General features: G+C 41.2%; 13 protein-coding genes. 2 read left to right on the top strand and 11 right to left on the bottom strand.

The window, feature by feature from the left end; all coding sequences use genetic code 11:
- Positions 1 to 28: 28 nt before the first annotated feature.
- The 5 genes from R2S10_RS08150 to R2S10_RS08170 all read right to left on the bottom strand — a co-directional run bounded on the left by R2S10_RS08150 (position 29) and on the right by R2S10_RS08170 (position 6,318).
- The gene (locus tag R2S10_RS08150) at positions 29 to 823 is read right to left on the bottom strand and encodes an inositol monophosphatase family protein (RefSeq protein WP_316839958.1); all 795 of its coding nucleotides are present in this window, start codon (positions 821 to 823) and stop codon (positions 29 to 31) included.
- A 10-nt stretch (positions 824 to 833) separates the two neighbouring features.
- Positions 834 to 1,988: a prolipoprotein diacylglyceryl transferase gene (locus tag R2S10_RS08155; RefSeq protein ID WP_316839959.1), complete on the bottom strand. Its 1,155-nt coding sequence runs from the start codon at positions 1,986 to 1,988 to the stop codon at positions 834 to 836.
- A 32-nt stretch (positions 1,989 to 2,020) separates the two neighbouring features.
- Positions 2,021 to 3,340, bottom strand: coding sequence for a tRNA (N(6)-L-threonylcarbamoyladenosine(37)-C(2))-methylthiotransferase MtaB (gene mtaB, locus R2S10_RS08160; RefSeq protein WP_316839960.1), 1,320 nt, complete (start codon positions 3,338 to 3,340; stop codon positions 2,021 to 2,023).
- A 54-nt stretch (positions 3,341 to 3,394) separates the two neighbouring features.
- Positions 3,395 to 3,961, bottom strand: coding sequence for a UbiX family flavin prenyltransferase (locus tag R2S10_RS08165; protein WP_182955912.1), 567 nt, complete (start codon positions 3,959 to 3,961; stop codon positions 3,395 to 3,397).
- A 233-nt stretch (positions 3,962 to 4,194) separates the two neighbouring features.
- Positions 4,195 to 6,318 (bottom strand): sulfatase-like hydrolase/transferase, encoded by a 2,124-nt coding sequence (locus tag R2S10_RS08170; protein ID WP_316839961.1) that lies wholly within the window; start codon positions 6,316 to 6,318, stop codon positions 4,195 to 4,197.
- A gap of 211 nt (positions 6,319 to 6,529) precedes the next feature.
- On the opposite strand from R2S10_RS08170, the gene R2S10_RS08175 reads away from it, so the two are divergent.
- Complete coding sequence (locus R2S10_RS08175) at positions 6,530 to 7,399, top strand: AraC family transcriptional regulator (RefSeq protein WP_316839962.1); 870 nt, start codon at positions 6,530 to 6,532, stop codon at positions 7,397 to 7,399.
- Between the two features lie 67 nt (positions 7,400 to 7,466).
- A complete protein-coding gene (locus R2S10_RS08180; RefSeq protein WP_316839963.1) occupies positions 7,467 to 9,323 on the top strand; it encodes an alpha-L-fucosidase in 1,857 nt (618 codons plus the stop codon).
- Positions 9,324 to 9,414: 91 nt separating this feature from the next.
- Here the strand turns inward: R2S10_RS08180 and R2S10_RS08185 are convergent, their stop codons facing one another.
- The 6 genes from R2S10_RS08185 to kduI all read right to left on the bottom strand — a co-directional run bounded on the left by R2S10_RS08185 (position 9,415) and on the right by kduI (position 16,778).
- Entirely contained in the window at positions 9,415 to 10,671 is a 1,257-nt protein-coding gene (locus tag R2S10_RS08185) for a DUF2264 domain-containing protein (protein ID WP_316839964.1), read from the bottom strand.
- 84 nt (positions 10,672 to 10,755) lie between these two features.
- The gene (locus R2S10_RS08190) at positions 10,756 to 12,432 is read right to left on the bottom strand and encodes a beta-N-acetylhexosaminidase (protein ID WP_316839965.1); all 1,677 of its coding nucleotides are present in this window, start codon (positions 12,430 to 12,432) and stop codon (positions 10,756 to 10,758) included.
- 33 nt (positions 12,433 to 12,465) lie between these two features.
- The gene (locus R2S10_RS08195) at positions 12,466 to 13,914 is read right to left on the bottom strand and encodes a sulfatase (protein WP_316839966.1); all 1,449 of its coding nucleotides are present in this window, start codon (positions 13,912 to 13,914) and stop codon (positions 12,466 to 12,468) included.
- A 1-nt stretch (position 13,915) separates the two neighbouring features.
- Complete coding sequence (locus R2S10_RS08200) at positions 13,916 to 14,686, bottom strand: SDR family NAD(P)-dependent oxidoreductase (RefSeq protein WP_316839967.1); 771 nt, start codon at positions 14,684 to 14,686, stop codon at positions 13,916 to 13,918.
- Between the two features lie 26 nt (positions 14,687 to 14,712).
- Positions 14,713 to 15,852, bottom strand: coding sequence for a DUF4861 family protein (locus tag R2S10_RS08205; RefSeq protein WP_316839968.1), 1,140 nt, complete (start codon positions 15,850 to 15,852; stop codon positions 14,713 to 14,715).
- A gap of 83 nt (positions 15,853 to 15,935) precedes the next feature.
- Entirely contained in the window at positions 15,936 to 16,778 is an 843-nt protein-coding gene (gene kduI / locus R2S10_RS08210) for a 5-dehydro-4-deoxy-D-glucuronate isomerase (RefSeq protein ID WP_316839969.1), read from the bottom strand.
- Between the last annotated feature and the right edge of the window lie 74 nt (positions 16,779 to 16,852).

A 16,852-nucleotide genomic window follows, 5' to 3' on the forward strand; every position in this document is an offset into this window, starting at 1 on the left:
CCTTTTTCTATATAAATACTTTTAAAGATTAACCCTTAAAATGTTTAGCCATAATGGCCAGCATTTCTGCATCAATGGCAGCATTTGTAGCCAGGATCTCACGTTGTTCAATAAATTCTGTACCTCCTGAAAAATTGAGGATATTCCCTCCTGCCTGCTGCACCAGGTAAGCACCCGCTGCCACATCCCAGGAATTCAGGTTGTATTCAAAGAAACCATCAAACCTACCACAGGCTACATAAGCTAAATCGGTGGCCGCAGAGCCAATTCTTCTTAAGCCATGACAGCTACGCATCATTTCGGAAAGTAATTGCATATAAGCCTCCTGTTTATCAAACTGATAATATGGAAAACCGGTCGCAATTAAAGTCTCCGCCAATGAAGTACGTTTAGAAACCCGGATTTCTTTATTGTTCAGGTAAGCTGCCCCACCCTTATAGGTAGCAAACATCTCTCCCCTATTGATTTCATACACCACTCCAATCACAGGTTGTCCTTCTTCATAAAGCGCAATGCTAATCGCATAAGTAGGCAAACCATGGATAAAGTTCGTTGTTCCGTCTAAAGGGTCTATAATCCAGTTAAAAACCTTACCAGTGGTATTGATGGTCTCCTCCTCTGTAATGAAGCCCGCTTCAGGAATCAATTTCACTAAGTTTCTAACCAATTGCTTTTCCGCAGTCTTATCTACATAAGAGACCAGGTCATTAAGCCCCTTAATTTCTACCGCCGAAGCGTCAAAATTCATGGACTCCTTGCGGATAAAATTGCCTGTCAGACGGGCAATGGCAACAACTTTAGAACAAAGTAATTCGTAATTCAAATCTTAGATTTTAATAGTTTGCAAGCTTTTCTTTATTCCTTACTGAATAAATAACCAGCAACAAACCGGATAGAAATAAAATACTGGAAATCAATTCCGCCTGAGTAAAACGGATCCCAGCAACATCATATTTGGTATTTACACGGATCAATTCAATAAAGAATCTTTCCAGACCATTCATCATCAGATAAATTCCAAACATCATACCTGGAAGTTTAATCTTAGTGCGGATACGCCAAAGGATAAAGAATAAGATAAAGCAAACGATGACTTCATAAATCGGCGTCGGATATACCGGGTTTGCCAATTCATGGCAGAATCTGCCTACGCAACCAGGAATAGGAATCCCTTCATTGGCCACGTTATTTGGATAAGTATAAGCCCATAACCAGTCTGGCAACCAGCTTACCGGTTTAGGATTCAGGTTGTCAATTCCCCAATCACCATCACCAGACATCTGGCATCCGATACGACCTACCGCATAAGCCAGCATCATTCCCGGACCACCAATATCCAACATATGCAGGATTTTGATGCCGTTCTTTTTTGCAATATATAATACCGCAGCACCACCGCAGATCAAGCCTCCGTAAAATGTTAGTCCACTGAAAGACAGTAAACCACCAATCGGATCTTGCACAAAGGTATCCCAATGCTCCAGGTTATCAAAGATTTTAGCACCCAGGAATCCCCATACTGCTGCCCAGACAATCATATTGCCCATCAACTCATAAGGATGCTGAATCACTTCTACCGTTTTTGGTGCTGGTAATTTAACCCTGTTTTTTTCTTTATGATCCCAGTAGGCAAATAAACCTGCAAAGAATAATCCGCCTAAAATACTGCCTTTTGTAGAAAGCAACACCGTTTGGGCATCATTTACAAATAACTGATAATTTGATATGGCATAAACCAGTTTATAACCGATCAGGAAACCGAAAATACCATTATAAAATAGTTCTGTGGTCGTCGCAGGTTTTCCTACAGTAATGTATTTCTTAATTGGCTGAAGCTTCCCTAGGGCCTCTTTACGCTTAAATTCTTCTGTAAATGCCCAGTAACCTGCAATGAAAGCCAGGGCTACAAAAACACCAAAAGTATTGAAAGGAAGCGGTATCTGGACACCAAAGAGATATTCTATAAAATGGGATACGGTTGGAAACATACGTTTAGAAAGGTTTTTATGCGAATATAAGATTAATGAGCTAAAACTTCTTCGCTTTCTGCAACTTCTACTTCGCCATCAGCAGTAAGTTCAATCAATTTCACCCTTTTTATTTCGTTTACCATTACCGGGTCATATTTTGCCTTTACTTTCACATAGTTTTTCGTAAAACCATGCATGAAACCATCTTTTTGATCGTCCTCAAAAAGCACTTCGCCTACCGTACCAATTTGTGATTGATAGAAAGCTCTGCGTTTTTTATCAGATAAGATGTGGAGCATTTTACTACGGTCCGCTCTGGTACTTCCTGCCACACGACCAGTCATTTCTGCCGCAGCGGTTTGCTCGCGTTCAGAATAAGTAAATACATGTAGGTATGAAATGTCTAATTCATTCAGGAACTGGTAAGTATCCAGAAAATCTTCATGCGTCTCTCCAGGGAAACCAACAATTACGTCTACACCAATACAGCAATTTGGAATTAATGCTTTAATAGTGGCTACACGTTCTGTATATAGTTCTCTTTGGTAACGTCTTTTCATTAATCCCAGAATCTTGTTAGATCCTGATTGTAATGGAATATGGAAATGTGGTACAAATCGTTTAGAATGGGCAACAAACTCAATGATCTCATTGCTGAGTAAGTTTGGTTCGATAGAAGAAATACGGATTCTTTCAATTCCTTCAACTTCATCCAGTGCTTTTACCAGGTCAAAGAATTTATCTTCTCTCTGTCCATCTCTGATTCCAAAATCACCAAGGTTTACACCGGTAAGCACAATTTCTTTCACACCGCTTTCAGCGATCTGTTTTGCTCTATTGACTACATTTTCGATGGTATCACTTCTGCTGCCACCACGAGCCAAAGGGATCGTGCAATAAGTACAAGGGTAATCACAACCGTCCTGCACTTTAAGGAAAGTACGTGTTCTATCACCGATGGAATAGGCTGCAATAAAGTTATGGTTTACTTTTTCTATGTTTTGCTGATGAATAACGGCCTTAGGCTGTTTCGTTAAATCAGAGATATATTCTACAATACGGAATTTTTCAGCAGCTCCTAATACCATATCAACGCCTTCAATTTCGGCAATTTCTACTGGTTTTAGCTGTGCATAGCAACCTACAATGGTTACATAAGCATCTGGAGAATACTTCAGGACTTCTTTAACTACCTTACGGCATTTCTTATCCGCATGTTCCGTTACAGAGCAGGTATTGATCACATATACATCTGCCCCAGCTGTAAAGTCCACCACCGCATATCCGGCATCGGTAAATAACCTCCCTATGGTTGAAGTTTCTGAAAAATTCAACTTACAACCTAGTGTATAAAATGCAACCTTCTTCATTTAGCCCTTATAAAATTTCTTTGAGAATGCGCAAAGATAAGGTTTTAGCTGAGATTATTCCTCATTCCAGCGGTAACTATCCTGACGGAGACCGGCAAGGTCAATGACGCGGCTAACCACAGTTTGTGCAACTTCTTCAATGGTTTTCGGCAGACTGTAAAATGAGGGACTTGCCGGGCAAATGATGCCACCAGCTTCGGTTACGATCTTTAAATTATTAATGTGAATGAGGCTAAAAGGCGTATCACGCACTACAGCGATCAATTTTCTACGTTCCTTCAGGACTACATCCGCAGCTCTGCTGATGAGGTCGTTGGAAATGCCATGAGCGATTCTTCCCAGAGTTCCCATGGAACATGGAATGATAATCATAGTGTCAAATTTTGCAGAGCCAGAAGCAAAGGGAGCATTGAAGTCCATTTTCGGATAGAACTTGTAAGGGTAACTGTCGTAGGCTTCATTGCCCAGTTCAAAACGCCAAACTTCTTTTGCATTATCCGACATCACTACAGCCACTGTCTCTATCTGATCAGAAAGGGTCATTAAGTTATCAAGGAGTAGTTTCGCGTAAATTGAGCCACTGGCTCCGGTAATGGCAACAATGATTTTCTTCTTATCCATAGCAACTGCAAAGATAAAGTTAAAACAAATACGGTGTATGGAATGTATATAGTGTAGCGATCTTAAAATCACTTGCAAAAAAAAGGATCGGAAATAAATTTCCGACCCTACATCTACCTATGAAAAACATACCCTCGAAAGGGTAAGCTCAAATGTAATTAACTTTTTGATTAAATGAAAGTTTAAACACTTTTTTTTACTGTACAATCTACTTTATAAATGATTAAAGCACGTTATTTTACCTTATAAAGATTTTTATCACTCAGTATCTGCCAGTTAGCTCCGAGTTCTTTTTTCTTTAAGCGCAATGATATTGCTTTACCCGTTTCCTGTCTGACATAAATTTTAATCGGATGGTATCCTGCCTTGAGTTTTACGGTAGTCTGGATCTCCTTTCCTTCCGTATATCCAAAATCGGCATCCAACAATTCGGCTTCATGTAAACGCACATACGCTTTCCCATTACTTTCTATAGAGAAACTGTATTCCCCATCATTAGGAGCCTTGAACCAGGCTTCATATAAGACCATACCTGCAAGCTTAGGAATCGAATTGGCGTTCAATTCTGTTGCTGTCCCCTGCTGTTGTGATTTTCTTCCTTTTTCGCTGACTACCCATGGAAAATCACCTTTAAAGAATTTCCAGTTAAGACCTGGACTGAGTTTCGCATCAGGTTTTATAGACGGAATAAGTGCCATATCATAAGGACGAGCCGCTTCCGCATCTACTTTCCTTCCTTGCAATACTTTTGCTTTCATTTGCTCCTGCAAGCTGCGATAAGCTGGATCTGCGGCCAGATTGGTCCTTTCTTTAGGGTCCTTAATTACATTATAAATTTCAAAATCATCTGCTGCTGATTTAATCGCATATCGTACGCCCACCAGGTCACCAATACGAATCATTTGCATCTGGTTGCGTTTTCTGCCCCTTCTAGCCGCTTCAAAATCTTTGAATTCCGGAGTATTTCCTCCTTCTGTATATTCCACATATACCTGCCCTTGCTCTTGTTTACCTGTACCCGTTAAAGCTGGCAGTAAAGAAACACTATTCAACCTCGCTGGTACTGGCAAATTAGCCGCAGCTGCAAAAGTAGCCATCCAGTCAGACAGCATACTTGGACTAGCAATAGTTTTACCTGACTTTACTTTGGAAGGCCAGGATACCAGAGTTGGCATTCTCAATCCACCTTCCCAAACATCTCTTTTAATCCCATCAAAAGGACCGTAACTTCCAAAAAACTCAGGACTATTGGCCACATATCCTTTTGGTAAATAAGATTCTATGGAAGGGCCATTATCAGAAGTAAAAACTACCAATGTGTTTTCGGCAATATTCAGGTCCTTTAAAAGTTTCATAAGATCACCTATCGCGTCATCTATCCTCCGATTCGCCGTTGCATATCGTTTGTAGGTATCTGGCCATGGTTTTTCAGGAGTATTCACATTATGATCATCATCGTATGTGGCATTGACATAATCAGGATGTACATAGCTATCAATTTCGCCAGAAGCTGTATTGATCATGGCCCCATTTTTTCCAGTCCACTGTAAACCACCTTTTAAACCACCACCTGCAGGATAGGCCTGGGTTGGCAATTCCAATACCGCATGTGGTGCATCATAAGCAAGAAACATAAAGAAGGGTTGCTTAGCTGATTTTCCTTGTTCATGACTTACAATCCATTTCTTTGCATAGGCAGTCCAGAGGTCTGTAGTATAGCTTTTGCTTAATCCGGAAGCTACATTCGTATAATTGTCATACACCTCTTTTTTACCTCTATAAAGGCCTTCAAAAGGATAATGCTCATGTCCATCGGCATGCCGCATATAGCCATAAAACTGATCAAAGCCGCGTTTTAATGGATGCGCAGGCCAGTTGGGCTCCTCTTTTGTTTCTCCCTGTAATCCCCATTTCCCAATAGCTGCAGTCGCATAGCCTCCACTTTTCAGCATATTCGCAATGGTATGGTTGTCCTCTATTTGTTTGTCGAATTGGTTGTCCCTTACACTCGCATTCCCCTGATTCATACCAGTCATAAAAGAAGCCCTGGAAGGCGCACAAACAGGAGCATTACTATATTGATTAGTGAATTTTGCACCTGAAGCAGCCATTTGATCCAAATAAGGTGTCATTTGATAAGGTAAAGCCTTGCTCCCTTTTTGTTTTCGCTGATTTTGAAAGAAAACACCAAGGTCTCCATAGCCTAAATCATCTGTTAAAATGAAAATGATATTAGGAGCGTCAGCTCTTTGAGCTTTCTTCAGCTCTTGTTGTTTTTGAGCTTGGAGGCTCGTTGGAATAACTGCAATAGGAAGCATAAAGACCATTACCGTGGTTCTCCAGGTTCTTTTCATCATGTTGGTTTAAGGTTGTAAATGTGTGATGATCCAAAGTTATCAGTTTTTACGAAATAAGGTTTATCCTAAACAGATTATCCTGAGTTGGTTAAGCGGGGCCCTGGATTCCAGTTAAATCATTCAGCAATATTGGCGGTTATTACTGTATTAATGAAATTACAAGGTATTTATAAAAGATTTTTATATTTTTAGCCTGACCTAACCAAATTTCATGAAGCCACAACTACTCAAAGTTTCAAACAACCTTGTGAATTCATTTAGTGCAAGGAGAGACAAAGTCCCTTACATCAACAACCGCTGGCATTACCATGCCGAGGTGGAACTGATCTATTTTAAAAAAGGCAATGGCACCCAGTTTATTGGCGACAGCATCAAGCGTTTCAGGTCTGGAGACGTGGTGTTGATTGGCGCCCATCTGCCCCATTACTGGAGGTTCGACGACAGCTATTTCATGGAAGACGAACAAGAAAATGCCGACGTAGTCGTCGTTCATTTCTGTGAAAACTTCTGGGGGAATCATTTCCTGAACCTACCTGAAAACAAGGCATTAAAGCTCATCCTGGAAAAAGCACAAAGAGGAATTCAAATCTCTGACAAGGCGAAGAAAGTAATCGGAGAAATTATTGAATCTATCCTGCTCTCCGAAGGAACAAAAAGAATTATTCTTTTGATGGAAGCATTACTGGCCATTGAAAACTGTTCTCAGCATGAATTGCTTTCTTCTATCGGATTCCGTCATGATTTCGAAGAGATAGAGAACGACCGTATCAATGCGATTTACAATTACTCCTTAGCGAATTTCAAAAGAAAAATCCAGATGGAAGAAATGGCCGCAGTGGCCAACATCAGCCCAAATTCATTTTGCCGGTATTTTAAGTCGAGAACCCGGAAAACGTACACCCAGTTTATCAGCGAAATCAGAGTGGGACATGCCTGCAAACTGCTGATTGAGGACAGCATGAATGTAAAGCAGATCTGTTATGAAAGTGGCTTCCACAACTTCGCCAGCTTTCACAAACACTTTAAAATCATTACCGGAAAAAGCCCATTAAACTACCAGAAATCTTATCTGCAGAAATAACCGGGCCGCCATCCAAACAACATTCACCAGTACCACACACAAAACAACAAAGAAACCAAACAATTCTATGAACAAAAAGACCTTACTGTCAGCCTTATTTCTTTGCCTGTCCATGACAGCCAGCAAAGCTCAGGAAAACAGCTCTAAACAAAAGACCAATGCTATTGCCAATACCAAAAAGATGGAATGGTTTAAAGATGCCAAACTGGGAATATTTATCCATTGGGGTGTATATTCCGTAAAAGGAATTTCAGAATCCTGGGCATTTTTCAATAACTACATCAGTCATGATAACTACATGAAACAATTGGATGGCTTTAATGCCTCCAAATATAAACCGGAAGAATGGGTTAAGCTGATCAAAGAAAGTGGCGCCAAATATTCTGTGATTACCACGAAACACCATGACGGTGTTTCTTTATGGGACACTAAAGCACCAAATGCCACGACTACCCTTAAACATAGTGCGGCTAAAAAAGACCTGATTGCTCCTTTTGTAAAAGCATTAAAAGCTTCGGGACTAAAAACCGGACTATATTTCTCATTACCTGATTGGAGTTATGGCGACTATGATGGTTTCACAAGAGAACATAAAAGGTATCAATTGGAGGCTGAACCAAAAAGATGGGATACTTTCTGCAGCTATTATCAGCAACAGCTCAATGAACTTTCTGCGAACTTTAAACCGGATTTGATTTGGTTTGATGGAGATTGGGAGCATAATAGCCAAGAATGGCAAGTGCAAAAGGTGCTTAAAAACCTACGTAGTTACAACTCAGACATCATTATCAATTCCCGCCTGAATAACCATGGTGATTATGAAACTCCGGAACAGGGAATTCCTGTCGTTCAACCGGCAGCAGATTACTGGGAATTGTGTTATACCATTAATGATTCCTGGGGTTATCAGCCTTACGACAACAAATATAAATCTCCAAATATGATCATCAGAACTTTGGTAGATTGTATCAGCATGGGTGGAAATCTGTTGTTAGATATTGGCCCTAAAGCCGATGGAACCATTCCTGAGCAGCAAATTGCCGTATTAAAAGGTCTTGCCCGTTGGACCAGCAAACATGGCGAAGCCATTTATGGAACGCGCGCAGGTATTCCTGCTGATCACTTCAATGGAAAAACCAGTCTTTCAAAAGACAAGAAAACACTGTATTTATATGCAGATTGGGCACCTTACGGAGGAGTATATAACCTGACTGGCCTGCTTTCTGAGGTTAAATCTGCGAGAATTGTAGGTAGCAGTCAATTGTTAAGTATCAAAAAAGACGGAGATAACCTGAGCTTACGCATCCCCCAAAACGCAGCAGATCAAGATGTCACAGTGATGGCGCTCGAATTCAAGGAGCCAATTCGTTTAGCAGAAAAGACCACATCAACTGTATCGCTAAGGCCTAAAAAAGAGCTTAGCGACAAACAACAGATTGCACAATTTACCGCTGCTATCCATGACGGAAACAACCCATTCGGGAATACAAAACTTACTGTAGATGGATTAGGTCTGGAAGCAGAAAAGAAAACCTTATCTCCTGAAATTTACAACTGGATCACCAAGAATTCGGAAAGTTTATACAAAACGACTAAAGGACTTCCGGAAGGTCATTACCAGGGGAAAAGTGCATTATCTGCCGATAAACAAACTTTATTCCTGTTTGTAGAAGGTAAGCCAACAGGCCCTATTGCCTTAAAAGGTATTAAAAACAAGATCAGCAGAATACGTATTGTAGGCGAAGGAACCATGATAGAACCAGAGATTTACAATAAATTGTACTGGAGTGCAGTTCCGGGAATCGTCTACATTCCTGTACCTGAAGATCGCTTAGATAAAAGCTTAACCGTAATTGCCGTATTGCTGGATAGCCCGGTAGAGTTACACAGAGAAAAAGTAACTGCGGTAGAAAGCAACCTGTAAATAATCTCTTTGAAATAAAAAACGCCACTTTATCAGCATGTCTGATGCAGTGGCGTTTTTTTATTTAGACAATTATTGATTTAGCTAACGATTAGAAACTGACAGCATGGTCTTCCGGATACAACTGTCCGGACCAGGCTTTTTTACCGGTCCAGTCTTCTGCCGGACTAGTCCAAAACACATCATTTGCTGGCAATCCTAAAGGCAGAAAACCAACACTGCACAGGTATAAACTTCCGGTGCTGATATAAGTTTCCGCAGCTTCGGGTTGGTGCCCGCAAAAGCCAAGCTGTAACCATCCGGCTGGACTAAAAGTTCCTTTCATTCCGAACTGTCTTTTCATTACTGCGGTTAAAGCCGAACGTACCTGTGCCGGCTTAATCATCGCCGGTAACTGGTGATTCAAAGCCAGCTGTCCCAAGGGCTGAAATGCGCCAACGCGGTAAACCACGGATCTTCCGATTGCAGGATAAGCTCCTTCCGGCGAAATCAAGCGTTCCTGACTCGCGCCATAACGCTGCATTCTCCGTAGTATCAAATTATAGTCCTTTTCGCTGTATAACCCTTTTTCGAGCAATACCTTTACGATATCGACTAACATCGGCTGAATCACAAAGCCATTGTAATAATCAAAATGGAACTTCTCCCCATCCCCATACCATCCATCTCCTTTATACCATTCTTTATGTTTATCGATGGCATAAGTAACTTTTTCCTGTTGCCATTGCTCTCCGATTTTCAAAAAGAAAACCTCTACCATCGCCGCAAACAACAACCAGTTATTCTGCCCAGGTTTAATCCAGCGTAAGTTACGGAAAGCCGTAATCACCTGCTGCTTACCTGCGGCAGGAAGCGGTTCCCAAAGTTGCAAAGGCGCACGTAAAAAAGCGTGCGCTAAAAAGGCTGCATCTACGAGTAACTGAGATTCCCCTTTTTTCAGGAAATCAGTATAATCAGGACTTGCCGGATCAACAATATTCAGAATACTTTTCCTCGCCAATTCAGCAAACTCAGCTCTCTTTAAGCCTTCTTTTGATTGATCGGAAGGTAAGGAAAGCCATGCAGATACACCAGCTAGCGTTCTGCCCAAAGCTTCCAGATAAGTCACTTCAGCAACTTTCTTGGCATATCCTTTCGGAGTTTCCAGCGGCATATTTTTCTTTAATTCCCCTTTAGCAGCATTCTTCAATACCGGCTCTGCAATTCGAATCATGAGTGCCAACCAGTATTCACGATCTGATGAAGCCACACTAAAGGTTTCCGGAATTGCAGCTATCGCCTTCCCCGGACTGATTAAACCAAACAATCCAGCTAATGGGGCAATCTTAAAAAAGTTTCTTCTTCTCATTAAATTGTAATTTGATCTTTTCTATAATTTGATCTATTCTTTATTTCATCGGCCTCTCTACGGCTTAAATGCTTAACTAGCTTTTTACTCTGCAGTATCAAAACGTTTCACACCAGTCCCCACCTTTACCGGTTCCGGATATTTACGGGGTTGAGTAGGATCATAATAATATAGCCCTGCCTGTTCATAAAGCGCATAATGTCCTTTTAAACGTTGCATAAACGCAGAAAAGTTTTTCCCTTCTTTAGGAGACCATGCGGCTTCTGCCAAGGCAGAAATCCTAGGAAACAACAGGTAATCCAAACGTTGTGTATTGGGAACAGTTTCCGTCCACAAATTGGCCTGAATACCTAATATCTGATTTTTAGCAACAGTTTGTGATTGATAACTATCCGCAGAAAAAGCATACACGTTTTCTATCGGGTTGAATAATTTACTCCATTTACGACCATAATTATGTGTACTGTCCTGCACAAAATCAAAATATAGCGGCAATCGCGGGCATAATACCGTTTCATATCCTTTATTCAATGCCTGTTTTAAAACTGCAGGCTGGTCATGGCGCCACCAGAAAATAATGGTTTTATCTTTTGGAAGTCCAGCTTCCACCATCTCATCCCAAACCAAAAGCTTAGCGTTCATCTGATACACAGAGTCTGCCATTCTTTTCATAAAATAAGTCTCCACCTCTTTAGTTCCGCCAAGTTGTTTTTGTTTCATCAAAGCTGAAATATCTGGATCTGTTGCCCATTTATGATTACCATAGCTCACTTCATCGCCACCAAGGTGGATCATAGCTGAAGGAAATAACACATTGGTCTCCTTTAAGATATTCGTCAGGTAGGCATAAGTCGCTTCTTTCCCTGGATTAAAGGTGAATTCCGGATGTCCTGGGCCTCCACCCCCACTAAATTCCGGATACGCTCTATTGGCTGCTGTAGCATGTCCTGGCATATCAATTTCAGGTATCACAGTAATGAAACGTTGAGCGGCATAAGCAACCACCTCTTTGATTTGCTCTTGTGTATAGTATTGAGCCGGTGTAAATTCATTGAGAAAATCACCAATTCCACCAACCAAAGCTAGTTTAGGATACTTTTTAATCTCTAAACGCCAGGCAGGCTCATCAGTTAGGTGCCAATGTAATTTGTTCAACTTGTAAAAGGCCATCCAGTCGATGATCGATTTCACCTTCTCCATCCCAAAGAAAAACCGGGACTCGTCCAGCATAAAACCTCTCCAACCATAAGCAGGTTGATCTGTTATTTTCCAGGCCGCAAGACCTATAGTTCCTTTAACTTTTTTTGTTTGTCTGATGAGTTGAAGCAAAGAAGTAGCGCCATAAAAAGCACCTGAAACTTCCTTTGCTGAGATCGTGACTCCCTCTGCATTGATTTCCAAAGTGTAACCTTCTGCCCTTTCAGTTTTCTTTTTTGGGGAAAGCAATAATTTTATCGCTGGTAATTTCCCAGAGACAGGCTGAATACCTATAGGCAGGTGTTGCGACTTCAATAATTCTGCTTGGAGGTATTGGGCAATAGGTTTTAATGCCTCATCACTTACAACCAAAGGGGTCTTTACATTTAGTAAAAAAGTGCTGTTGCCTTTTATAGCGCTGATGGGCAAAGGAATAATGGGACAATTATCCTGTACCATCATTTGTTTAACCTGAGCCATGGTTTGCTCCGGACTTCCGAGCGTAACCGCAGCAACCAGTATAAAAGAAATACTGGCCGCCACTTTAATTTTCAATTTTATCATTAAGAGGATAATTTAATTGCTAATTTTTTCTTTTTATTGATTCACTTTACCGGCTGGCCTTCTATTCGCGCCCTTTCGATTCGTCAGGTCATCGCCAAGATCGGCTCTTGCCTCTTCTGCATATACCTGTATTTGCTTAACAATTTCAGGATAGTTTTCCTGAACATCATATTGCTCTCCAGGATCATGAGATAGATTATACAAAGCCATTTTCACCTTTACATCTGGTGCTGGTCCAGGGTAACCACCCTTACCGGGTAAACTACCTGTGTACGCTCTGGAACTGTGTGGGAACACTAATTTCCAGTTTTTATAACGTACTGCTTTCAGGTTATTGACATCATAATAGTAGTAAAAAACTTCCCTTGGACCTTTACTTGTTTTTCCTGTCAGCAAAGCCGAGAAATCCATCCCATCAATTCTTTGAACTGGTAATTTCGCCTTTGTTAAGGCAACAATTGTAGGTAAAAGATCGGTATTCACTATCAGTTGAGAGTTTATACTTCCTGCGGGAATTTTACCTGGCCATCTGATCAGGCATGGAACACGAGTACCACCATCCCAGGCCGTTCCTTTTCCTTCACGAAAACCTCCGGATGAGCCGGCATTATCACCAAAATTCAACCATGGGCCATTATCGCTCGTGATGATGAGAATCGTATTTTCCGACAACTTATACCGATCCAGTGTTTTCATAATCTCGCCTATCGACCAGTCCAGCTCCATAATTACATCGCCAAAAACGCCCAGCTCACTTTTTCCTTTAAATGCTTTCGAAGCTGCTAAAGGCACATGAGGCATAGGTTGTGCTAAATATAGAAAGAAGGGATCCTGCTGGTGTGCTGTAATAAACTCTACCGCTTTTTTAGTAAAAGTGCCGGTTAATTTCCCCTGGTCTTCCAGGTTGTCATTATAGCCGACTACCTTTTCGCCACTAATGATCGGCAATCGCGGATACTTTCCTCTATAGGTAGAAGAATCCAGTGGCTTTCCATCATAACCCACTGGCCACATATCATGAGAATAAGGAATCCCATAAAAACTATCAAAGCCAAAATAAGTAGGTAGAAATGGTGCTTTAGAACCCAAATGCCATTTTCCGAGCATCGCAGTTTTGTATCCTTCTTTTTTCAATAACGAAGCAATAGTTTCCTCAGATGTGTTTAATGCTGTTTTTGCTTCCGGACTTAAAGCATGGGCAAGGCTGAGCCTGTTTGGATAACATCCGGTGAGCAATGCGGCCCGGGAAGGACTGCATACGGCTTGTGCCGTATTGAAATGAGTGAGGCGCTGCCCTTCGGCGGCGGCTCTGTTAAAATTAGGCGTTGGGATTCCAGTCATCCCATAAGGTTCCGTATCGCCATAACCCATATCGTCCATATTGATAATGATCACATTGGGACGGTCATTTTTCTTTTGTTGGGCATTCGCAACCAGCGAAATGCCCAACAGAAATAGCAGAGAAAAACTTATATTTTTCATATTATCTCCCCATCCAGCCGCCATCAACAGTCATGACTGTACCGTGCATATAATTTGAAGCTTCGGAAGCTAAAAATACTGTTGGACCTTTAAAATCTTCCGCTTCGCCCCATCTTCCTGCCGGAATACGTTCCATAATTGAGCGACTTCTATCCTCATCTGCTCTTAAAGCGGTGGTGTTATCAGTAGAAATATAACCTGGTGCAATGGCATTCACATTCACTCCTTTACTTGCCCATTCATTGGCAAAAGCTTTTGTCAACTGTCCTACTGCACCTTTACTTGCCGCGTAACCAGGAACGGTAATTCCACCCTGGAACGTCAGCAAAGAAGCGGTAAATATCACTTTTCCAGAACCTCTCATAACCATCTCTTTTCCGATTTCACGCGTCAGAATAAATGGAGCAGTTTGATTCACAGCAATCACCTCATCCCAATATTCATCTGGATGTTCGGCGATTGGTTTTCTCAAAATAGTTCCTGCATTATTCACTAAAATATCAATCACCGGATGCGCTGCTTTAACCTTTTCAATAAATGCTTTTAAAGAACTGCGGTCATTGAAATCACATTGATAGGCAGTGAAATTGCGTCCTAATGCTTTTACTGATTTTTCTACTGCAGAATTTTCCAATTCTAAACTGGCAGATACGCCAATAATATCTGCTCCCGCTTCGGCAAGTGCTTCAGCCATTGCTTTTCCTATCCCACGTTTACAACCTGTAACCAGGGCGGTTTTGCCCTTTAAATTAAATAAATTCAGTACCGACATTTGATGATGTTTTTATATAATAAGACTTATTGAACAGTCACCTTTAAAGGCTGTTCTAATGTTTGTTTAAAATTGTTCAGGTAGGTAAACCAGGCCTCAGCAGTAGTAATCTCTCCTGCTTTATCCCATGCGGCACCATTATAATACACCACAGCTGATCCACTTTGTGCCTTAGTTTCTGCCAGTAATTGCGCAGCAGTTACCCTCATTTGAAGTTTAGGATCTGATAAGATCACACCTATCCCCATGGTACCATCAGCGCCATGTTGTGGTTCCCAATATCCCATTACTCCAGTTCGCTCATTCAACAGTAAAGTTCCTGGTTCTGCTCTTTTGATGATCCCAACTACTACAGGTAAATCGCCGCCACCTGGATATTCATAATTTGCTTCTACCCTATTTAAATGAGAGCCTGCATCCAGAGAAATCGTTTTCACGACTTTCACTAATTTACCTGCTACGTCCCAGTTTTCATAACTCAATTGAAAAGTGAATCGCAATGCACCTTGATCCAAAATTTTCCAGGTACGGTAATTTAAAGGATAATAGATCTTATCACCAGAAATCGGGGCAATATCCCCTCCGCCTAAAGTCAAACCAACATGGTAATAATCATTACCATCACCAAGATCTTCATGGTATTTACCTCTTTTATACCGCTCGTTTAATACCATTCTGCTCACTCTCTTTCCCCATACATCGATGCCATAAGCATTTTCTTTTGGGGTACTTTCCAGCGCTTTTCCATACATACGGAAAGCTACTTTATCATTTTCCCAGGCGAAATCATCTTTACGTTCAGGAATGTATCTGCCGAAAGTCTTTTGAACAGGCTTTGCCGCTTTTCCAGGAACAACTGTTACTTTAACACTCCCATTTGCCGGCACATCCAGCTGTACCAATAAGTTTTGTGGACTTGTTAAGCCTTTGTATTCCAATTGAAAAGGAACTTCCTTTTGTGCTGCATTTAGTACTTTAAAGTTGGCGGTATCAATTGCTGGGAATTTGGCCAGCACATTTTGCCAGGGAATAGCCGTTACCGCAGCTGTTCTTTTCTGTTTCGAAGGATTCTGAATACTAATAGTGGCCTTCAGATTTTTAGTTTGTGCGGACAGGGTAATTGGCAGAACTGCGCATACCCATAAAAACAGGTGAATCTTTTTCATTTTTCATACATTTATAAAACCAGACTGTGGGTTTAACACAGCCTGATCATTTGGTTTTTGTTTGGTATCAATTTATCGAGCAATTACCTCAACTCAGTGATGGCGCAATGGTCCATATCGCCATAATCCAGGTTTTCACCTGCCATTCCCCAGATGAAAGTATAATTGCTTGTTCCTGCGCCAGAATGCACCGACCAGTTTGGTGAGATGATCGCCTGCTCATTTTGCATCCATACATGTCTCGTTTCCTGAGGTTGTCCCATAAAATGACACACGCTTTGTCCTTCCGGCACTTCGAAATAGAAGTAAACTTCCATTCTTCGGTCATGGGTATGCGCAGGCATAGTGTTCCAAACACTACCGCTTTTCAATTCTGTCATGCCCATTTGCAGCTGACAAGTAGGCAATACGCTATTTACAATCAGCTTATTGATGATCCTATGATTAGCCGTTGCTGCAGAACCTAATTCCACCACTTCTGCTTCCGCTTTAGAAACTTTCTTTGAAGGATAGGTATGGTGTGCAGGCGCAGAATTGAGGTAAAACTTAGCTGGAGCATTCGGATCAGCAGAAGAGAAACTCACTTCTTTTGTGCCTTTACCAAGGTATAAAGCTTCTTTATATTCCAGTTCGTAAGTTACTCCATCAGCAGTTACGCTACCTTTACCACCTACGTTAATCATCCCCAGTTCTCTTCTTTCCAGGAAATAGCTGGCTTTCAGATTCTCAGGATTAGACAAAAGAACAGCACCTTTTACAGGCATTACACCACCAGCAATGTACCTATCGTAATGAGACAAGGTCAAATGAATCGCATCCGCTTCAAAAAGCTGCCCCATTAGGAAATTATCTCTTAATCCCTGAGTATCTAATTGTTTTCCTTCATTCGGGCTGATTGCAAACCTGCTGTCAAAATATGTTTTCATTTATATGAGTTTAAAATTGAATATGTTTTGCCTGTTAAAAATCAGGCTTTTATTTATAAATAAATTGCTGTTGT

This window comes from Pedobacter gandavensis, from assembly GCF_032678745.1.
GTDB classification, from domain to species: Bacteria; Bacteroidota; Bacteroidia; order Sphingobacteriales; family Sphingobacteriaceae; genus Pedobacter; species Pedobacter gandavensis_C.